The organism is Pseudomonas sp. 58 R 3, from assembly GCF_900006605.1.
Classification (GTDB): Bacteria; Pseudomonadota; Gammaproteobacteria; order Pseudomonadales; family Pseudomonadaceae; genus Aquipseudomonas; species Aquipseudomonas salomonii.
This window is the reverse complement of record NZ_CVTT01000038.1, coordinates 495274-514150: the sequence shown is the minus strand read 5'-3', so window position 1 is coordinate 514150 and position 18877 is coordinate 495274. Positions and strand designations below refer to the sequence as shown.

18 protein-coding genes are annotated in these 18877 nt (G+C 59.6%); 5 read left to right on the top strand and 13 right to left on the bottom strand.

Features of this window, described 5'->3' with window-relative positions; all coding sequences use genetic code 11:
- Nucleotides 1–6: 6 nt before the first annotated feature.
- Together BFP92_RS08090 and BFP92_RS08085 are read left to right on the top strand one after the other, a co-directional pair.
- Complete coding sequence (locus BFP92_RS08090; RefSeq protein ID WP_065929067.1) at nucleotides 7–2565, top strand: TonB-dependent receptor; 2559 nt, start codon at nucleotides 7–9, stop codon at nucleotides 2563–2565.
- A gap of 149 nt (nucleotides 2566–2714) precedes the next feature.
- A complete protein-coding gene (locus BFP92_RS08085; RefSeq protein ID WP_065929066.1) occupies nucleotides 2715–3614 on the top strand; it encodes a DMT family transporter in 900 nt (299 codons plus the stop codon).
- Between the two features lie 105 nt (nucleotides 3615–3719).
- On the opposite strand, the gene BFP92_RS08080 is transcribed toward BFP92_RS08085, so the two are convergent.
- From BFP92_RS08080 to BFP92_RS08065, 4 genes are all read right to left on the bottom strand, one after another.
- The gene (locus tag BFP92_RS08080; protein ID WP_065929065.1) at nucleotides 3720–4937 is read right to left on the bottom strand and encodes a class I SAM-dependent methyltransferase; all 1218 of its coding nucleotides are present in this window, start codon (nucleotides 4935–4937) and stop codon (nucleotides 3720–3722) included.
- 235 nt (nucleotides 4938–5172) lie between these two features.
- On the bottom strand, nucleotides 5173–5790 hold the full coding sequence (locus tag BFP92_RS08075; protein WP_056857428.1) for a TPM domain-containing protein: 618 nt from the start codon (nucleotides 5788–5790) through the stop codon (nucleotides 5173–5175).
- Between the two features lie 31 nt (nucleotides 5791–5821).
- Complete coding sequence (locus BFP92_RS08070; RefSeq protein WP_065929064.1) at nucleotides 5822–6553, bottom strand: TPM domain-containing protein; 732 nt, start codon at nucleotides 6551–6553, stop codon at nucleotides 5822–5824.
- A gap of 18 nt (nucleotides 6554–6571) precedes the next feature.
- Entirely contained in the window at nucleotides 6572–7183 is a 612-nt protein-coding gene (locus tag BFP92_RS08065) for a LemA family protein (RefSeq protein ID WP_017137266.1), read from the bottom strand.
- Between the two features lie 241 nt (nucleotides 7184–7424).
- Here BFP92_RS08065 and bglX point away from each other — a divergent pair, with 241 nt between their 5' ends.
- Complete coding sequence (gene bglX / locus BFP92_RS08060; protein WP_065929063.1) at nucleotides 7425–9716, top strand: beta-glucosidase BglX; 2292 nt, start codon at nucleotides 7425–7427, stop codon at nucleotides 9714–9716.
- 113 nt (nucleotides 9717–9829) lie between these two features.
- Here the strand turns inward: bglX and BFP92_RS08055 are convergent, their stop codons facing one another.
- The 4 genes from BFP92_RS08055 to BFP92_RS08040 all read right to left on the bottom strand — a co-directional run bounded on the left by BFP92_RS08055 (nucleotide 9830) and on the right by BFP92_RS08040 (nucleotide 14009).
- Nucleotides 9830–10987, bottom strand: coding sequence for a phospholipase D-like domain-containing protein (locus BFP92_RS08055; protein WP_065929062.1), 1158 nt, complete (start codon nucleotides 10985–10987; stop codon nucleotides 9830–9832).
- A gap of 1 nt (nucleotide 10988) precedes the next feature.
- Nucleotides 10989–11570: a YceI family protein gene (locus BFP92_RS08050; RefSeq protein WP_065929061.1), complete on the bottom strand. Its 582-nt coding sequence runs from the start codon at nucleotides 11568–11570 to the stop codon at nucleotides 10989–10991.
- A gap of 173 nt (nucleotides 11571–11743) precedes the next feature.
- On the bottom strand, nucleotides 11744–12502 hold the full coding sequence (locus BFP92_RS08045; protein ID WP_065929060.1) for an IclR family transcriptional regulator: 759 nt from the start codon (nucleotides 12500–12502) through the stop codon (nucleotides 11744–11746).
- 64 nt (nucleotides 12503–12566) lie between these two features.
- Entirely contained in the window at nucleotides 12567–14009 is a 1443-nt protein-coding gene (locus BFP92_RS08040; protein ID WP_065929059.1) for an amidase, read from the bottom strand.
- A gap of 63 nt (nucleotides 14010–14072) precedes the next feature.
- On the opposite strand from BFP92_RS08040, the gene BFP92_RS08035 reads away from it, so the two are divergent.
- Nucleotides 14073–14609: a colicin-like pore-forming protein gene (locus tag BFP92_RS08035; protein ID WP_065929058.1), complete on the top strand. Its 537-nt coding sequence runs from the start codon at nucleotides 14073–14075 to the stop codon at nucleotides 14607–14609.
- A gap of 24 nt (nucleotides 14610–14633) precedes the next feature.
- On the opposite strand, the gene BFP92_RS30250 is transcribed toward BFP92_RS08035, so the two are convergent.
- The 3 genes from BFP92_RS30250 to BFP92_RS08030 form a co-directional block, all read right to left on the bottom strand.
- A complete protein-coding gene (locus BFP92_RS30250; protein WP_083221716.1) occupies nucleotides 14634–14948 on the bottom strand; it encodes a colicin E1 family microcin immunity protein in 315 nt (104 codons plus the stop codon).
- A gap of 104 nt (nucleotides 14949–15052) precedes the next feature.
- Nucleotides 15053–15394: a Cki family colicin immunity protein gene (locus tag BFP92_RS30245; protein ID WP_074854450.1), complete on the bottom strand. Its 342-nt coding sequence runs from the start codon at nucleotides 15392–15394 to the stop codon at nucleotides 15053–15055.
- 405 nt (nucleotides 15395–15799) lie between these two features.
- Complete coding sequence (locus BFP92_RS08030) at nucleotides 15800–16171, bottom strand: colicin E1 family microcin immunity protein (protein WP_065929057.1); 372 nt, start codon at nucleotides 16169–16171, stop codon at nucleotides 15800–15802.
- Nucleotides 16172–16715: 544 nt separating this feature from the next.
- Between BFP92_RS08030 and BFP92_RS08025 the strand changes: the two genes are divergently transcribed.
- A complete protein-coding gene (locus BFP92_RS08025) occupies nucleotides 16716–17006 on the top strand; it encodes a DUF3077 domain-containing protein (RefSeq protein WP_065929056.1) in 291 nt (96 codons plus the stop codon).
- A 335-nt stretch (nucleotides 17007–17341) separates the two neighbouring features.
- Here the strand turns inward: BFP92_RS08025 and BFP92_RS08020 are convergent, their stop codons facing one another.
- Both BFP92_RS08020 and BFP92_RS08015 read right to left on the bottom strand, forming a co-directional pair.
- Nucleotides 17342–17656 carry an amidase gene (locus BFP92_RS08020; RefSeq protein ID WP_065929055.1) on the bottom strand — a complete coding sequence of 105 codons (315 nt, stop codon included), beginning with the start codon at nucleotides 17654–17656 and terminating at the stop codon, nucleotides 17342–17344.
- A complete protein-coding gene (locus BFP92_RS08015; protein ID WP_065929054.1) occupies nucleotides 17653–18735 on the bottom strand; it encodes a serine hydrolase domain-containing protein in 1083 nt (360 codons plus the stop codon). Before BFP92_RS08015 ends, BFP92_RS08020 begins: the two co-directional genes overlap by 4 nt.
- Between the last annotated feature and the right edge of the window lie 142 nt (nucleotides 18736–18877).

Below are 18877 nucleotides of genomic sequence, written 5' to 3'. Positions count from 1 at the left end.
GATTTCATGTTTCGCGCGCCTTGCCACGCTTCGCACCTGTTGCTTCGACCGACCCTTATTGCCACCTGCATGGCCTTGAGCCTCAGCGCCCAGGCCGAGTCGCTCACGCTGCAACTGCCCGCCCAATCGCTGGCCACGTCCCTGAGCTTTGTCGCGCAGCAGGCGAAAATCCAGCTGTTGTTCGATGAAACACTGCTCAAGCATGTGCAGGCGCCGGCGCTCAACGGCGAGTTCAGCCCGGAAGTGGCGATTCGCAGCTTGCTGAAAAACGGCGAGTTCACCCTGATCAAAGTCGGCAACACCTACGTGGTGCGCCCCGACGAGGGCAAGACCACCCACAGCGGCGCCATCCAGCTCGATGCCCTCAGCGTGATCGGCACCGGTAACGAAGTCGATTCCAGCACCGTCAACCGCTCGACCATGACCCAGGCCGACATTGACCGCTACCAGTCCAACAACATCCCCAGCCTGTTGCAGACCTTGCCCGGCGTAAGCCAGGGCGGCTCGCTCAAGCCCGGTGGCCAGACCATCAATATCCGTGGTTTCGGCGACGCCGAAGACGTGCCGATGACCGTCGACGGCGCCACCAAGACCGGCTTTGAGCGCTACCAGCAAGGCACCGTGTTTATCGAGCCGGAGCTGATCAAGAGCATCGAGGTCGAGAAAGGCCCCAACTCGCCGTTCACCGGCAACGGCGGCTTTGGCGGCACGGTCAACATGACCACCAAGGATGCCCCGGACCTGTTGCAGGACGGTCGCAACAGCGGCGCGATGCTCAAATACGGCTACTCCAGCAACGACCACGAACAGATCTACAGCAGTGCCGTGTACGGCCGCACCGACGACGGCCGTTTCGACGCGCTGGCCTACCTGACCCAGCGCGATGGCGGCGACATGAAGGTGGCCGGCAAACTGCCCAACGACAACAACGAATACCCGGTCAACCCTCAGCGCCTGCCCAACAGCGCCCAGGATGTGGACGGCAAACTGTTCAAGGTCAACGCCCACTTCACCGAGGAGCACAGCGTTGGTCTGTCTTACTCACGCTCCCACAGCAACCGCTGGACGCCGTTCTCCGCCGCCAGCTACCCGACGCCGCCGACTCAGGCCAACATCGACCGCTACGGTTACGAAAACGCGCTGAAGCGTTTTTTAGCCCAGCGTGACACCACCGACACCACCTGGTCGGGCAAGTACGAATACACGCCGGTGAATAACCCGCTGATCGACCTGACCGTCAAATATTCCCAGTCCAACACCGACCAGACCGACGAACGCGACGCCACCGCGTTTTTCCAACTGGCCTCCGGCGGGCGCAAGATGGACACCGCCTACACCGACAAGAACCTCGACATCCGCAACGTCAGCCTGTTTGACACCGGCCCCTTGCAGCATGCGCTGACCGTCGGCGGGCAGATCCGCAAGCACATCCGCGAAACCGAGATGTGGATGCCCGGCACCACCTACAACACTGCGCGCTACAACTACGGGCGCTTCCAGCCGGGCTTCATGCCCCACGGCAAGGTCGACACCAACAGTTTCTTCGTCCAGGACGCAGTCACCGTGGGCGACGTGACCATCACCCCGTCGCTGCGCTATGACCATGTGCGTAACCGTGGCGAAGGTAACGATGCGCCGTACTACAACAACCCGGATCCGTCCTTCGGCCATGACTACAGCGACCGCACCTACACCGGCTGGTCGCCGCGCCTGGCGCTGTTCTGGAACGTCACGCCGAACCTGGGCCTGTTCGCCAACTGGAGCAAGACCTGGCGTGCGCCGGTGATCGACGAGCAATATGAAGTACAAGGCCTGGGCAGCCGCACCGCCACCAGCGTCGACCTCGACCCGGAGCGCATCACCTCGATCACCCTGGGTAGCGTCACCAGCTTCGACAACCTGATCGCCCGGAACGATAACCTGCAAGTACGCGCCACCCTGTTCCACAACAAAGTCGAAGACGAAATCTTCAAGGCCACCGGCGTGGGTTGCCAGAACCAGGCCGTCAACGGCGGCACCATTGCCAACGCGTGCCCGCCGGGGGCGATGCCCAACTACCGCAATATCGGCGGCCTGACCATCAAGGGTTTTGAGCTCGAATCCTTCTACAACTCCACCTACCTGTTCGGCTCGGTGTCGTTCGCCTACGCCAAGGGTGAACACGAAGGCGCCTACACCAACCCATGGGGCCCGGATGTGCCGGCACGTGATATTCCACCGACCAAATGGGTGCTGGTATTAGGCACCCATATTCCGGCCTGGGATGCCCAGGTGGGCTGGATGGGCCAGTTCATCGGCGCCACCGATCGCTTGCCGAGTGACAAATACTCCGGCGGCCCGGGCAGCAGTGTGGGTGACCTGTTCTACGACCAATACGGCAACAAGGCCTACAACACCCAAGGCCTGTTCGCCAAATGGAAGCCGCAACAGGCCTACCTCAAAGGCACCGAGGTGAACTTCACCGTGGACAACCTCTTCAACAACAACTTCCGCCCGGCCTTGAGCGGTGATCGTGCCTACACCAAGGGCCGCGATGCGAAGGTCAGCATTACGCGGTTCTTCTAATAGACCAGGGTGACGCGATGGCGGCGGCACTGCCTGCAGAGCGATTGGAACTGTACGGATAAATCTGCGACCAGCTGTAGGCCCTTAATCAGCGGGGGTTGTGGCTAGATGGGCTTCCCTTGAAGCCCTCCAGATTCGGGTCCCCACTCATGAGCTCGCGCGAAAACACCGGCATGGCCCTCGGCCTGCTGGGCGTCGTTATCTTCAGCCTGACATTGCCCTTCACCCGCATCGTGGTGCAGGAGATCCACCCCTTGCTCAACGGCCTTGGCCGGGCGCTATTCGCGGCGATCCCGGCGGCGGCGCTGTTGCTGTGGCGCCGAGAAAGCTGGCCAACCTGGCGCCAGGTGCGCGGGCTGAGCCTGGTCATCCTCGGTGTGATCCTGGGCTTCCCCGTGCTCTCGGCCTGGGCCATGCAAACCTTGCCGGCTTCCCATGGTGCGTTGGTCAATGGCCTGCAGCCGCTGTGCGTGGCGCTGTACGCGGCGTGGCTGTCCCATGAGCGGCCGTCAAAAGCCTTCTGGGCCTGCGCGGCGCTGGGCAGCGCGCTGGTGTTGGGTTACGCGTTGATCACCGGCGCCGGCAGCATTCAAGCCGGCGATTTGCTGATGCTCGGTGCGATTGCCGTGGGCGGCCTGGGGTATGCCGAAGGCGGCCGGTTGGCCAAGGAGATGGGCGGCTGGCAAGTGATCTGCTGGGCGCTGGTGCTGTCGACGCCCGTATTGATCGGCCCGGTGTGGTACTTGGCAGCGCAGCACCAGGGCGCGATTTCCACGCGCACCTGGTGGGCGTTTGGGTATGTGTCGCTGTTCTCGCAGTTTTTGGGGTTCTTCGCCTGGTACGCCGGGTTGGCCATGGGCGGTATTGCGCGGGTCAGCCAGATTCAGCTGTTGCAGATCTTCTTCACCATCGCGTTTTCGGCGTTGTTCTTTGGTGAACATATCGAGCCGATTACCTGGGTGTTTGCGTGTGGCGTGATCATTACGGTAATGCTCGGGCGCAAGACGGCGGTGCAGCCTGCGCCGACCTCAAAGATGAATGCGATCTAAATGTGGGAGCGGGCTTGCTCGCGAAGGCGGTGCATCAGTCACTTGATAGGTTGGCTGACACTCCGCTTTCGCGAGCAAGCCCGCTCCCACATTTTGGTCCTGTTTTCAGCCTAAATAACCATCCGCACGCAGCAGGGTTTCCAGGCAGTGTTCGCTGATGTGGTAGAACGCCTTCAATTCCTGAATCTTTTCCAACAGTTGCGCATTGTCCACGGGCTCGGTGCGCTTGACCGCCAGAATCATCTTGTTCTTGTTGGTGTGTTCCAACGAAATGAACTCGAACACCTTGGTCTCGTAGCCACAGGCCTCCAGGAACAGCGCACGCAAGCTGTCGGTGACCATTTCCGCCTGCTGGCCCAGGTGCAGGCCGTATTGCAGCATCGGCTTGAGCAGCACCGGGCTCTGGATCTGCAGGCGGATCTGTTTGTGGCAGCACGGCGAACACATGATGATCGACGCGCCGGAACGGATGCCGGTGTGGATCGCGTAGTCGGTGGCGATATCGCAGGCATGCAGCGCGATCATCACCTCCAGTTCGCTGGGCGCCACACTGCGCACATCACCGCATTTGAACACCAGCCCCGGATGCTCCAGGCGCGCGGCGGCGGTGTTGCACAGGGTCACCATGTCTTCACGCAATTCCACGCCCGTCACTTCGCCCTCGGCCTTGAGGGTATTGCGCAGGTAATCGTGGATGGCGAACGTGAGGTAGCCCTTGCCCGAACCGAAATCCGCCACGCGCACCGGCTGGTCGAGCTTCAACGGCGAGGAGGTCAGCGCATGGCTGAACACTTCGATGAACTTGTTGATCTGCTTCCACTTGCGCGACATCGACGGGATCAGCGCCTGTTTGGCATCGGTGACGCCCAGGTCCGCAAGGAAGGGCCGGCTCAGGTCGAGAAAGCGGTTTTTCTCGCGGTTATGCTCAGCCGAAGGCGCCTCGCGCAATTGCTGCGGCTTGCTTTTGAACAGCGAGCTTTTGTTCTTTTTGCTGTATTCCAGCTGGGCTTCGTCGGTCAGCGACAACAGGTGCGCATTCTTGAACGACGCCGGCAGCAGCGCGGCAATCGCCGCCACGCCGTCGGCCAGCGGCAAGTTCTTGGTGATGTCGCGGGTCTTGTAGCGATAGACAAAGGACAGGCACGCCTGCTCCTTGACCACGACCTGCTTGATGATCAGCCGCTGCAACTCGGCCTCTTCGCCGACGTACTTGGCCAGCACCAGCTTGATAAACGCGTTCTGCGCGAGGCTTGCGCTCAGCAGTTCGATGAACTGGGCGTGATGATCCGGCGCAGGGCTGGCAGGTTGAGCAGTGACGGACATGAACAAAAACGCCTCGGGCAAAGAATGCCGGGCATTTTAGGGGGGATGAAGGTTTAGGGCACGGGGTTATTTGATCAACGGTCAAATCCCATGGGCTGCACAGAACCCATGTGGGAGCGGGCTTGCTCGCGAATGCGGAGTGTCAGCCAACCTATTTAGGGCTGACCCACCGCGTTCGCGAGCAAGTCGAATCGTCGCACCGCCGCTCCCACATTTAGATTTGCGGTGCTTGGCGTTACTCCAGCACGATCAGGCGGTTAGGCAGCTCATTACGCGTCTGCGTCACCGGCACATGCACCTTCAGCAATTCACCACACGCTTCGATGCAGGCAATAAACCCCGCCAGCGTCTGCCCCTGCTTCACCTGCTGGGTGAACGCCTTGACGATCTCATCCCAACTGCCGTCATCCAGGTGTTTGGAAATACCGTCGTCCACCAGGATCTCCACATACCGCTCCGCCTCGCTGACAAAAATCAGCACGCCGGTACTGCCCAGTGTGTGGTGCAGGTTTTGCTCCAGGAACTGCCGCCGCGCCAGGTTCGATGCGCGCCAATGCCGTACCGAACGCGGAATCAGGCGGGTGGTAACCTTGGGCAGGCGAAACACCAGGCACAGCACAATGAAGGTCGCCCATTGCGCCAGCAGCAGGGTGTACATGGTCAGGTAGCCCGACAGGTAGTGCACGATGCCAGGCACCACCAAGGCGATCAGGCTGGCCCACAGCAGCGGGATATAGGCGTAATCATCCGCGCGCGCGGCCAGCACGGTGACCAGTTCGGCGTCGGTGGTTTTTTCGACGCGGGCAATCGCTTCGGCGACTTGGCGCTGCTCGTGTTCAGTCAGTAATGCCATGGTTATGCATGCTCTGTTCTAGTTATTGTCATTACCAGCCACCTGAGGCACCACCGCCGCCAAAACCACCGCCGCCGCCTCTGAAGCCACCGCCACCGCCGCCTCCCCCGCCACCGCCGCGTCCACTGCTGCTGAGAATCGCCAGCAGGATCGCCCCCACGGGCAGCCCCAGCCGATTGCACAGCCACAACACGCCGATCAGCAGGATGAACAGGCCGATGGAAAGCCCCGGATTATCCTTGGCAAAACTCGCATCCGCCACATGGGCCGGCACCGCCAGCGGCTCGCCGCCCACCACCTGAATCATGGCCGCAACGCCGTCGCTGATGCCCTGGCTGTAATTGCCGGCCTTGAACCTGGGCGCGATCACCTGGTTGATGATCACCCACGACTGCGCATCGGTCAGCACGCCTTCAAGGCCATAACCGACTTCGATGCGCAATTTGCGCTCATCACGGGCGACGATCAACAGCGCGCCATTGTCCTTGCCCTTCTGGCCGATGCCCCACTGGCGGCCCAATTGATAACCGTAGTCCTCAATGGGCACACCTTGCAGGTCGGGCACGGTGACCACCACGATCTGGTCGCCCGAGGTTTGCTCCAGCGCCTGCAATTGCCGGGTCAGCTGCGCACGTACCGCCGGGTCGATCATCTGCGCGGTGTCCACCACCCGCCCGGTCAAGGCCGGGAAGGTCAGCGCCGCCTGGGCCACGCCCACGCAGGCCAGCAGCCACAGCGCCAAGCCTATCCGTAATAAACGCATCGACACCTCAAAGACGCCTTATTTGAACTTCACTTGCGGCGCTTTATCGGCGTCGGCACTGGTGGCCTCAAACGTGGCGCGGATCGGCAAGTCGCTGTACATCACGCTGTGCCACAGGCGACCCGGGAAGGTGCGGATCTCGGTGTTGTAAGCCTGTACTGCCTGGATAAAGTCGCGACGGGCCACGGCGATACGGTTTTCGGTGCCTTCAAGCTGAGACTGCAACGCCAGGAAGTTCTGGTTGGCTTTCAGGTCCGGGTAGCGCTCGGACACCACCATCAAACGGCTAAGCGCACCGCTCAGGCCATCCTGGGCTTGCTGGAACTGCTTGAGTTTCTCGGGGTTGTCGAGGGTGCTGGCATCCACCTGAATCGAGGTGGCCTTGGCCCGCGCTTCGATCACGGCGGTGAGGGTGTCTTGCTCATGGGCCGCATAGCCCTTGACCACTTCCACCAGGTTGGGAATCAGGTCGGCGCGGCGTTGGTACTGGTTCTGCACCTGGCCCCAGGCCGCCTTGGCCTGTTCGTCCAGGGTCGGAATGGTGTTGATGCCGCAACCGCTCAGCACTGTGCTGATCAATAGCAAAGCCGCGGCCTTGAAGCCCCAGCGGTAATGTTGTGCTGCTTGCATAGTGTTTCTCCTGCCCAATCTGAATGGAATGTGACGACTAACCCTATACACCGCGCGCTTGGGGCATAATCCGCCATCACTGGATTGCGTCGAGCCAATCAGCTAAAAAGATGCCCAGCGCGAATAAGAGTTCACAAGTGTCGTGCATTTACTGCAATAACACTCGAACAACAACATAGGTTCCCCCACATTTTGGCAGACCAGCGCATTTTCGCTGTGCAGTAGCCGAAAAAGGATATTCATGAAAAAGCTGTGTTTGCTCGGCCTTGTTGCCACTCTGGCCAGTCACCCCGTATGGGCAGAAACAAAGCCTGCTGCGCTTAAAGACAAGGACGCCTTCGTCAGCGACCTGCTCAAGCAGATGACCCTGGATGAAAAGATCGGCCAATTGCGCCTGATCAGCATCGGCCCGGAAATGCCCCGGGAGCTGATCCGCAAGGAAATCGCCGCCGGGCGCATCGGCGGCACGTTCAACTCGATCACCCGCCCGGAAAACCGTCCGATGCAGGACGCGGCCATGCGCAGCCGGTTGAAGATCCCGATGTTCTTCGCCTACGACGTGATCCACGGCCACCGCACGATTTTCCCGATCAGCCTGGCCCTGGCCTCCAGCTGGGACATGGACGCCATCGGCCGCTCCGGGCGCATTGCCGCCCAGGAAGCCGCCGCCGACAGCCTCGACATCACCTTTGCGCCGATGGTCGACATTTCCCGCGACCCACGCTGGGGCCGCACCTCCGAAGGTTTTGGTGAAGACACCTACCTGGTCTCGCGCATTGCCGAAGTGATGGTCAAGGCGTTCCAGGGCGCAAGCCCGGCAAATGCCGACAGCATCATGGCCAGCGTCAAGCACTTCGCCCTGTATGGCGCGGTGGAAGGCGGTCGCGACTACAACGTGGTCGACATGAGCCCGGTCAAGATGTACCAGGACTACCTGCCGCCGTACCACGCGGCGATCAAGGCCGGTTCCGGCGGCGTGATGGTGGCGCTCAATTCGATCAACGGCGTGCCGGCCACCGCCAACACCTGGCTGATGAACGACCTGCTGCGCAAGGACTGGGGCTTCAAAGGTTTGGCGGTGAGCGACCATGGCGCGATCTTCGAGCTGATCAAGCACGGTGTGGCCAAGGACGGGCGTGAAGCCGCCAAGCTGGCGATCAAGGCCGGCATCGACATGAGCATGAACGACTCGCTGTATGGCAAGGAATTGCCTGGGTTGCTCAAGTCCGGCGAAATCGAGCAAAGCGACATCGACAATGCGGTGCGCGAAGTGCTCGGCGCCAAGTACGACATGGGCCTGTTCAAAGACCCGTACCTGCGCATCGGCAAGGCCGAAGACGACCCGGCCGACACCTATGCCGACAGCCGCCTGCACCGCAGCGATGCACGCGATATCGCCCGCCGCAGCCAGGTCTTGCTGAAAAACCACAACAACACCCTGCCGCTGAAAAAATCCGCGACCATCGCGCTGGTCGGCCCGCTGGCCAAGGCCCCGATCGACATGATGGGCAGTTGGGCCGCCGCCGGTAAGCCTGAACAATCCGTCACGCTGCTGGACGGCATGAACCACGTGATCGGCGACAAAGGCAAAATCATCTACGCCCGTGGCGCCAACATCACCAATGACAAGGCCGTGGTCGACTACCTCAACTTCCTCAATTTCGATGCGCCGGAAGTGGTGGATGACACCCGCCCAGCCCAGGTGATGATCGACGAAGCGGTCAAGGCCGCCAAGGCAGCCGACGTAGTGGTCGCCGCCGTGGGCGAGTCCCGTGGCATGTCCCACGAGTCTTCCAGCCGCACCGACCTGAACATTCCGCAAAGCCAGCGCGACCTGATCAAGGCGCTCAAAGCCACCGGCAAACCGCTGGTATTGGTGCTGATGAACGGCCGCCCGCTGTCGATTGTGGATGAAAACAAAGAGGCTGACGCGATCCTGGAAACCTGGTTCGCCGGCACCGAAGGCGGCAACGCCATCGCGGATGTGCTGTTCGGTGACTACAACCCATCAGGCAAGCTTCCGATCACCTTCCCACGCTCGGTGGGGCAGATTCCGACTTACTACAACCACCTGAGCATCGGCCGGCCGTTCACCCCAGGCAAGCCGGGCAACTACACCTCGCAGTACTTCGATGACGTCACCGGGCCGCTGTTCCCGTTCGGTTATGGCCTGAGCTACACCACGTTCAGCCTGTCGGACATGGCGCTGTCGTCCACCACCCTGAACAAGACCGGCAAGCTCGACGCCAGCGTCACCGTGAAGAACACCGGCAAAGTCGATGGCGAAACCGTGGTGCAGTTGTATATCCAGGACGTGGCCGGTTCGATGATCCGCCCGGTCAAAGAGCTGAAGAACTTCCAGAAGGTCATGCTCAAGGCCGGTGAAGAACGCACCTTGCACTTCACCATCACTGAAGAAGACTTGAAGTTCTATAACACCCAACTCAAGTTCGCCGCGGAACCGGGTGAGTTCAATGTACAGATCGGGTTGGATTCCCAGGATGTGCAGCAGCAGACGTTCGAACTGCTCTGATGATCGTTCCCACGCTCCGCGTGGGAATGCAGCTCGGGACGCTCCGCGTCCCACAGCGTGACGCGGAGCGTCACAAGAGGCATTCCCACGCCGAGCGTGGGAATGATCACGTGTCAGCCGCGTCGATCCAGCAGGTTAACCACCAACCGATCAATCCAGCCCCACACCCGCTGCTTCACCCGCCGCCACAACGGCCGCGCCTTCCACGCCTCCAGGCTCACCGCCTGGCTCTTGGCAAAATCACGCTCGAAACTGCCCGCCACCGCTGCCGTCAACTCAGGGTCCAGCGCCTCGAGGTTGGCCTCCAGGTTGAAGCGCAAATTCCAGTGGTCGAAATTGCACGAGCCGACGCTCACCCAGTCGTCCACCAGCACCATTTTCAGGTGCAAAAAGCACGGCTGGTATTCAAAAATCTGCACACCTGCGCGCAACAACCGTGGGTAATAACGGTGCCCGGCGTAGCGCACTGAAGGGTGATCGGTGCGCGGGCCGGTCAGCAATAAACGCACATCCACGCCACGCCCGGCTGCGCGGCGCAACGCACGGCGCACGCTCCAGGTCGGTAGAAAATACGGGGTGGCCAGCCAGATGCGCGTCTTGCTGCTGTTCAGCGCGCGGATCAGCGACTGCAGGATATCGCGGTGCTGACGGGCGTCGGCATACGCCACGCGCCCCAGGCCAGGCCCGGTGGCCGGCACCTTGGGCAAGCGCGGCAAACCGAAATGGGTGGCGGGTTTCCATTCGCGGCGCGCCGCGTTGGCGTGCCATTGCCGGTCGAACAACGCCTGCCAGTCCAGCACCAGCGGGCCGCTGATCCGCACCATCACTTCATGCCAGTCGGCGGTGTCTTGCCCTGGCGTCCAGAACTCATCGGTAACGCCCGTGCCGCCGACCACGGCGATGCCCTGATCGATCAGTAACAGTTTGCGATGATCGCGGTACAGGTTACGCATCCAACGGCGCCAGCTCAGGCGATTGTAGAAGCGCAGTTGCACGCCCGCGTCGGTGAGGCGCTTACGCAGGCCCAGCGTGAAGGCCAGGCTGCCGTAATCATCAAACAGGCAGCGCACCTGCACGCCGCGCTCGGCGGCTTGCACCAACGCTTGCACCATGGCTTCAGCGCAGGCACCCGCTTCCACCAGGTACAACTCCAGATCGACCTGGCGCTCGGCCCGGGCAATACCCACCAGCATCTGCGGGAAGAAACTCGGGCCGTCGATCAGCAACTCGAAACGGTTGGCGCTGCGCCACGGGAACACTGCGCCGCTCATGTCAGCGCGCCGTGAAAATCAGCACCGCACCGACCGGCACCGACAAACTGATCGACGCCAAGCCGGCCGCCTTGCGCAGTGCCGCCACACCCGGCACCAAATCAAAATCCTCGGCATGCAGCACCACAGGTTCCAGGGTCACCACCTGGAAGCGCCGGTCGTCCAGGCGCGTGGCAAGCAATTCGGCGCTGTAGGTCTGGGTCTTGCCGCGCAGGGTCACCGACAACGGCAGGCGCAACTCGATTTGCGCGCCGGGGGCCAGGTCATTGATCGGTTGCAGATTAATCTGCGCGCTGATCTGCGCTTCGGGGAACGTCTTGATCTGGAACAGATCATTGCGCATGCGCTCATCGCGCAGCGGAATGCCGCTGTTGATCGACTCCATCTCGACCTCAAGCTGCGCCGCGCCTTTGCTGTCGACCTTGCCGTGCAACACCAGGAAGCGATGCACCTCGGCAATCTCGGTGTTCTTGGTAGTGACGAACGACAGGCGCGAGGATTCGTTATCCAGGTACCAGTCAGCGTGGGCCGGCAAGGCGGCCGCCGTCAGCAGGGCGAAGGCCAGAGGTTTGACATTGAACATAGAAACTCGGGGGGCAAAAAACCTGCACGAACCTTAAGCGCAATCTCATGAACCGCGCAAATCCAATGTGGGAGCGGGCTTGCCTGCGATGACGGCGGCACAGGCAACAGCAATGGTGACTGACCTGCCGCTATCGCAGGCAAGCCAGCTCCCACAGGGTTCGGTGGATGCCTTTAGATCAACGCCCGCTGCACATCGCGCACCGTCGCTTCGAGGCTGGCCATGTGCAGGTTCAATACGCGCTCCACCGGCGCCTGATGCATCGGCCAGTGCAACGCCATACTGCCCACCAGCCGCCCATTGGCCTGCACCGGCAAAGCCACCGCGCGAATCAGAAACGGCAGGCGCACCGGGTATTCCCAATAGCCTTCAGTGCGCTGGCCAAAACCCTGGTGCTGGGTTTGCTCGCAGGTATGCACCTGCTCATCCGCAGCGACATGATCGCGGCCCGCCAGACGCTGCACCTCCTCAACCGGCAATTGCGTCAGGCACGCCTTGCCCATCGCCGAGTGAAACAGGCTGGCGTGCTGGCCGACGATCTGGCAGTTATTGGGGTACAACTTGCGCAACACACTGGGGATCGCACTTTCCATGACCTCCAGGCGCTCGCCATCAAAGCAGGACAGATCCACCACCAGCCCGGTGCGTTCACTGAGTTCCAGCAGCCAGGGCGCGGCGCTTTCCACCACCTGGCGCTTGAAACGTTGCTGGGTGTCGCCGAACAAACGTTGGGCGCGCAGGCGGTAACGGCGGTCGCTGAGGCCGCGATAGACCCAGCCTCGTTCCTGCAGGGTCAGCAACATGCGCGACACCGTAGCCTTGGGCAACCGCGTGAGGTAATGCAGCTCTTCCAGCCCCAAGGCCTGGTGCTCACCGAGCAATTCGACGATGGCGAGTGCGCGCTCAACCGACCGTACCGTGCCTGTCTCCATGTTCGATCTCCCTGTTGCCGGTGGATGATCATTTTTCACAGCAAGATACAGGCCCGATCGCAGATCAACTCGTCGATTCAAGGCACGCAGGCGGGCGACGCTTTACCCAGTGCGTCAGCTGTTCATGGGCATAAGCCAGCTGCAAGACAGCCCGGTCCGCCTGGGCCGGGCCGATAATCTGCAGGCCCATGGGCAAGCCTTGAGGATTGAAGCCCACCGGAATACTCATGCTCGGCAAGCCTGCCAACGTAGGGCCGATCACCACCTCCATCCAGCGGTGATAAGTGTCCATTTCGCGCCCACCCACACGGCGCGGCCACGCCTGTTGTGCATCAAAAGGGAACACTTGGGCGGTGGGCAACAGCAGGAAATCGTAACGTTCAAACAGTTTGGCCAAGGCACGATACCACTCGCTGCGGTCCACCGACGCCTGGTACACCTGCTGCGCACTCAAGCCCAGGCCGCCCTCCACTTCCCATTGCGCTTCGGGTTTAAGCAACGCGCGTTTTTGCGGGTTGGCGTAGGCCGCACCGAGGTTACCGTGTACCAACCAATGGCGATGCACCAACCAGCAGCGCCATAGACGCGCCAGGGAAAACGCCGGCTGGCAGCTTTCCACCTCGCAGCCCAATGCGGCAAAATCGCCGAGGGCCGACTCGCACAGGCTCATCACACCGTCGTCCATCGGCAGGTAGCCGTTGTAATCCCCCAACCAGCCCAGGCGCGTACCTTTAAAATCGCGCTGCAACGGCTGGCCGAACACCGACGGATCGTCCTTGGATGACAGCGGCACCCGCGGGTCGTAACCGGCCTGAATGCTCAAGAGCGTCGCCACATCGGTCACACTGCGGCCCATTGGGCCTTCGGTGCCCAATTGCTGCACAAACAATTCCGGCACCGGCCCGTGGGGCACACGCCCTTGGGACGGGCGCAGGCCGAACACGTTGTTGAACGCCGCCGGGTTGCGCAGCGAGCCCATCATGTCACTGCCATCGGCCACCGGCAGCATGCGCAACGCCAGCGCCACCGCCGCGCCGCCGCTGCTGCCGCCGGCCACCAAACTTGGGTCATAGGCATTGCCGGTGGTGCCGAACAGCGTGTTGTAGGTCTGTGAGCCGAGACCGAACTCCGGCACGTTGGTCTTGCCGATAATAATCGCGCCACTGGCCCGCACCCGCGCCACGCTGATGGCATCTTCGGTGGGCACATGTTCTGCGAACAGCGGCGAGCCAAGTGTGGTGCGCAAGCCCTTGGTGGCCGCCAAATCCTTGATCGCCTGGGGCATGCCGTGCATCCAGCCACGGGACTTGCCCTGGCCCAGTTCGCGATCACAGGCGCGGGCTTCGGCCAGCACTTCATCGGCATCACGCAACGACACCAGCGCATTCACACTCGGGTTAAACCGCTGGATCTGCGCCAGGTACTCGCCCATCACGTCTTCACACGACACCTGCCGCGCATGGATCGCTTGCGACAGCTGCGTAGCATCCCAATCAATACTGCTCAAGGCTTCACCTCGTTGGAAAAGGGCAGCGGTTTCTTCGCCCGTGGGGCTTCGTGCATGCAGTAAGTGCCCATCAACGTCAGCACGCAAGCGAACAGTGCAGAGGTCGGTAAAAAATTTGACGACAGCGCATCTAAACTGGCAGAAGAATTAGCAGAAAGCGCTAAAGGAAAAAAGATCCGCTCCGCGGGCGACGCGCTTAAAGCATTCGACAAATACAAAAACGAATTAAACAAAAAATTCAGTGCCAAAGACAGAGCCGCCGCAGCCAACTACATTGACTCAATGGACTTTGAAGCGATTGGTAAAGCCGCAGCCAAATTCGGAAAAAGCTTGGGCTACGTTGGGCATATCATGAATGCTAAAGATAGCTTTATTGAGTTTCAAAAAGCTATGAAATCAGATAACTGGAAGCCCTTCTTTGTAAAGGCAGAAGCCATTGCTCTAGGCATGGCAGCAACCTACTTGGTTACTATTACGTTTGGATTTATCGCTGTAACCCCACTGGGCATCTTATTATTTGCATTTTTGGTTGCGGCCACAGGAGCAGCCATTGACGACCAGTTAATTGAAAATATAAATTCATTCATCGTAGGGTTGTAAAAATGCGCTGCCACTATGGCAGCGTCATTTCTTTATGCACAACCACATCATATAAAATAGCCCCAAAGGGATAGCAAACAAAAAATAAAACATCCATAACAGTGTATAACCACCCCCTCTAGCGGCCGCTGTCATTGAATCTGAACCCCAAAATTCTTTTCCGGTACAGTGAAAGACTATATTTTCTACTAAACGCTTGGAAAACGGGAACAAAAGGGCATTCACAGCTGATACTGAAAAATAAATGACAGCATTTTCGTCTGATTTAAAAACATACACACATACGGCGAACAGCGTCAACCCAACAAAAAAACTTTTAAGATAATAGTTTCTTTCCATATCCCTACCACTCAAACGTTCGATTACAACTCAACGCTCTATGCCACCAACATTATACATTAACAACGCAAGCGCACAGAACAGAAACTATCTCATCACACAACTTACACATTAGGCCGACTACATAGCGGCCTTTTTTTAACATACAAAATTATTAAAAAAAGCAAACCAACGGGAATCGCAAATGCAAAATAAAACCCATACACCAGCGTATAACCACCATTTGCAGCCCCAGTCAATACTGGCCCCGAACTCCAAAAACCCTTGCGAATATAACGAAAAACTATATTTTCTACTGCGCGCTTTGCAAAGGGAAACAATAGTGCATTTGCGCCTGCGACTATAAAAACAACCGCAGCATTATCGTCTGCTCTGGAAATAAACGCACAGATGAAAAACATAACCAAACCAAATATTAGATCTTTAAAATAATACTTGTTTTCCATACCTACCAACCTTTACCGACTATTTGAGCGAGAGCCAAACGCATCCTTTATGCCTGAGGCTGGCCTTCAGGGCCTCCGACCGTCTTCGAAATTACTACATGACGAGAGCGTTCACTCCATCCACAATACTTGGGCCAGCACGTTTGTTTTGTGCTGAAAATACCCTACACGCCCCCCGCAGAATCCGCACTGCGCGCCCTGCAGCTTGCATGCAAGGCCTTCCGAATGGGTAAGTCTGCAACATTAAGTTGCTTTAAAGCACTGGATGACCGCGTGATAAGGCTCGGAAAACAGTAAAACTCACGGTAAAAAGCTTGCTTGCGCCGGGGTGCGCTGCGCCCCAAAACGAGGGGCCCAACAAATATAGGTTCCACTCTCAGAAAGCAGAGGCCACGCGAATGGGCACTATTTTTTCAGCCACAACCAAAGCCCATAGCACGCGCCAAGCGGAATGGCAAAAACGAAATAACACATCCACAGCAGTACGTGACCACCATAAGATGCGGCGGCCCGTAGAGGATGTGTCGCCCAAAATTCTTTTCCAGTAAAACGAAAGACAACGTTTTCGACTGCACGCCTGGCCAGTGGGAACAACAACGCATTAACCCCACAGATCAAGATATAGAGGGCGGCCTTATCGCTTGATTTGAATACGGAGACGGTCAAGCAAAAAATAAACAGCGCAATAACAAAGCTTTTTAAATAATAGTTTTTCTCCAGGCGCATTCGCGTTCTTATCTTCCTGAAGTAGTTTTCGGCCTTGCGCCCCTGCGTCATAAGTCTCCTTTTTACGCCTGTTAACGGCCGACGTGAGTGGGGTCGGCCGCGGGCAAGGTTACTACAGGCGCGCGCACTGGAAACGCGGCACCCGGCAAATTTCAAGACAACAATAGACACTTCTGCCGCTGCGCATAACCCTGTGGCGAGCAAGCTTGCTTGCGCTGGGGTGCGAAGCGCCCCCAAAAAGGCGGTGACTGCTGCGCAGTCAAACGGGACGCTGCTCCCTCACCACACAACGCAGATTGCGGACAGCTATTGGCCACCGGTTGCGACGGCGCGTGCATAGAGTTAACCTCGCCTCCGTCGCTGCTCATCAGTGACCGGGCCTGGAAACCCGATGCTTAAGGACGCTACAGCGTCGTCAAACAATCAGCAGGCGCTTTTTTTATGCCTGCAGTTTGTGCTTTTTGGCGGCTGTACGTGGGAGACCTTCGGGTCTGCCGGGTTCCTTTTGCCTCGGTTTCCAGCCCGCGTACAGTTGCCACCCTTCGCCTGGAAACGTTAGTGGCAGCTCTTTTTGTTCATGCAAAAGGAATCAGTTATGACTAACGCCACATCAGCCGAAACCATCGGCGCCGCCACCTTCGCAGACTGCGGAGAAAACAAAAGCCACCTGAAACTGTTCCGCGTCAACGCCGGGGTTCCGCTCGTAGAAGCCCTCGAACACGCATCCCACGTGCTCTATTACGCAAAAATGCTATCCCTTGAAGCCGCCATGGACCCCAAGGCAGAGAAGTTCGCGTTCGCCTCGCATTACCTGGGTGAAATGGGTAAAGCCATCATCGATGACCTGCTGCTGGCCTTGCAGCCTGGCAGCCCAACCCCGCAGTAAGTCGTTCGCGCCCGGTGCAGTGCATCGGGCGCCTGCCTGAAGTTCCTCAATTCCCATGATCAGCACAAATCCAATGTGGGAGCTGGCTTGCCTGCGATAGCCATAGGTATCTACACAACTTTTGAAGGCAGCCAATTTCTCCTGTGGCGAGCAGGCTTGCCCTGCGTTGGGCTGCGAAGCAGCCCCAAACTCAGTCGCTGAGTTCTTTCAGGAAAATTGCAGTGCCTTTACTGGGGCCGCTTCGCAGCCCAACGCAGGGCAAGCCTGCTCGCCACAGGGGCATGTGGGTGCCTTCAAACATTGTCAGCCAGCTTCCACAGAAAATCCTTGGTGTGTCAGGGGCTGAGGCGGCAGCCTTGACGGTCGCCCAACCACCGCGCCGTGTGCGTGCGCCCCAAGCCGCTTGCCGTGACTTCACTGCGTTCCGGCGAGTCGGTGAACGCGCTGGTCGGCACGTACTGCTTCACATACCCCAGGCAATAGTCCGCCGGGTTGTTTTCCACATACCGGCACGAGCAATACTCCTTGGCCGTGTACGCCGCGATGATGTCGGGGAAGGCTTGCAGGTTGACGCGTTCGTGCCACACCCAGCCCGGCAGGGCGAGTAACAGCAGCAAAAACACGCTGATAAACGGATGACGTCGGATCATGGTTGCACCGCCGCCAGCACGCGTTTGAGCAGTTCGTTATGGCGGTAAGTGCCGTCACGGTCATCGCCATAACGCACGATCACCAGGTGTTCGTCGGGCAGCACGAACAGCGCCTGGCCCCAGTGGCCGAGGGCGGCGAAGGTGTCGGCAGGCGCGTCGGGCCAGGGTCTTGGGGCACCTTGTACGTCGAGGTTGAGCCACCATTGCCCGCCGGGGACGGCTTCGTCCTGGCCGGCCTGGTATTTGTCGAATGGCTGGCGGTTGAAGGCGACCCATTCTTCAGGCAGCAACTGCTGCTCCCCCCAGCGGCCGTCGCGTGCCATCAGCAGGCCGACCCGCGCCAAATCGCGAGCGGTGAGGTAGGCATAGGACGAGGCGACGAAGGTTTCGTCGGCATCGGTTTCCCAGGTGGCGTTGTGAATGCCCAGCGGCTTGAACAGCGCGTCCCACGGGTAACTCATATAGGCCTTGTGGCCGAGCATGCCTTTAAGGGCGGCGGACAAAATATTGCTGTCGCCACTGGAATAACGAAAGGCCTGGCCCGGTTCGGCGGCGGCCTCGGTGGCGGCGGCAAACTCGGCCATGTCGCTGCGGCCACGGGTGTAAAGCATCGCCACCACCGAGGATTTCAGTGGGGCGTATTCGTAGTCTTCCTGCCAGTCCAGGCCCGAGCCCCAGTGCAGCAGGTCGACCATGGTCACTTTGGGGTGCTGCTTCATTGGCGGGTAAAAACGTGCGGCCGGGTCATTGAGTTTGAAGCGGTTTTCGCCATAGGCCACGCCGAGCACGGTGGCCATCAGGCTTTTGCTCACTGACCAGGTCAGGTGCGGCGTGCTCGCGGTGGTGGGCGCGTCGTAGCGCTCGTAAACGATCACGCCATCGCGGATCACCAGCAGCGCATCGGTGCGGATGCCTTTACGAGTGGCGTCGTCACGCGGTGGAAAAGCGTAGGCATTCAGTGCATCGACCGCCGCGCCTTCGAGCGGCGCGCCCTTGGCCCATTCCTTGTCCGGCCAGGTGTCGGCGTGGGCGGCAGCGGTGACTAACAGCAGGGCAACGCACAACAAGCCTCGGACCATGGACGCAAACTCAAGGGGGCATTCAAGCCCGCGAGCCTAGCCCAGGCGCATGACAGATTTGCGACAGGAACGCCTGTCATCCAAGCGTCACCATAACTTCATGGAGCTGACACCGAGCCTACATAGCCTGAGTTTGGACAAA

What these genes read in the sequence shown, in the direction of transcription:
- BFP92_RS30250 (WP_083221716.1), bottom strand. Translation starts at nt 14,948, where the DNA reads ATGGAAAGAAACTATTATCTTAAAAGTTTTTTTGTTGGGTTGACGCTG.
- BFP92_RS08055 (WP_065929062.1), bottom strand. Translation starts at nt 10,987, where the DNA reads ATGAGCGGCGCAGTGTTCCCGTGGCGCAGCGCCAACCGTTTCGAGTTG.
- BFP92_RS08065 (WP_017137266.1), bottom strand. Translation starts at nt 7,183, where the DNA reads ATGCAAGCAGCACAACATTACCGCTGGGGCTTCAAGGCCGCGGCTTTG.
- BFP92_RS08020 (WP_065929055.1), bottom strand. Translation starts at nt 17,656, where the DNA reads ATGATCCGACGTCATCCGTTTATCAGCGTGTTTTTGCTGCTGTTACTC.
- BFP92_RS08090 (WP_065929067.1), top strand. Translation starts at nt 7, where the DNA reads ATGTTTCGCGCGCCTTGCCACGCTTCGCACCTGTTGCTTCGACCGACC.
- BFP92_RS08030 (WP_065929057.1), bottom strand. Translation starts at nt 16,171, where the DNA reads ATGACGCAGGGGCGCAAGGCCGAAAACTACTTCAGGAAGATAAGAACG.
- BFP92_RS08070 (WP_065929064.1), bottom strand. Translation starts at nt 6,553, where the DNA reads ATGCGTTTATTACGGATAGGCTTGGCGCTGTGGCTGCTGGCCTGCGTG.
- BFP92_RS08025 (WP_065929056.1), top strand. Translation starts at nt 16,716, where the DNA reads ATGACTAACGCCACATCAGCCGAAACCATCGGCGCCGCCACCTTCGCA.
- BFP92_RS08045 (WP_065929060.1), bottom strand. Translation starts at nt 12,502, where the DNA reads ATGGAGACAGGCACGGTACGGTCGGTTGAGCGCGCACTCGCCATCGTC.
- BFP92_RS30245 (WP_074854450.1), bottom strand. Translation starts at nt 15,394, where the DNA reads ATGGAAAACAAGTATTATTTTAAAGATCTAATATTTGGTTTGGTTATG.
- BFP92_RS08085 (WP_065929066.1), top strand. Translation starts at nt 2,715, where the DNA reads ATGAGCTCGCGCGAAAACACCGGCATGGCCCTCGGCCTGCTGGGCGTC.
- BFP92_RS08050 (WP_065929061.1), bottom strand. Translation starts at nt 11,570, where the DNA reads ATGTTCAATGTCAAACCTCTGGCCTTCGCCCTGCTGACGGCGGCCGCC.
- bglX (WP_065929063.1), top strand. Translation starts at nt 7,425, where the DNA reads ATGAAAAAGCTGTGTTTGCTCGGCCTTGTTGCCACTCTGGCCAGTCAC.
- BFP92_RS08015 (WP_065929054.1), bottom strand. Translation starts at nt 18,735, where the DNA reads ATGGTCCGAGGCTTGTTGTGCGTTGCCCTGCTGTTAGTCACCGCTGCC.
- BFP92_RS08075 (WP_056857428.1), bottom strand. Translation starts at nt 5,790, where the DNA reads ATGGCATTACTGACTGAACACGAGCAGCGCCAAGTCGCCGAAGCGATT.
- BFP92_RS08080 (WP_065929065.1), bottom strand. Translation starts at nt 4,937, where the DNA reads ATGTCCGTCACTGCTCAACCTGCCAGCCCTGCGCCGGATCATCACGCC.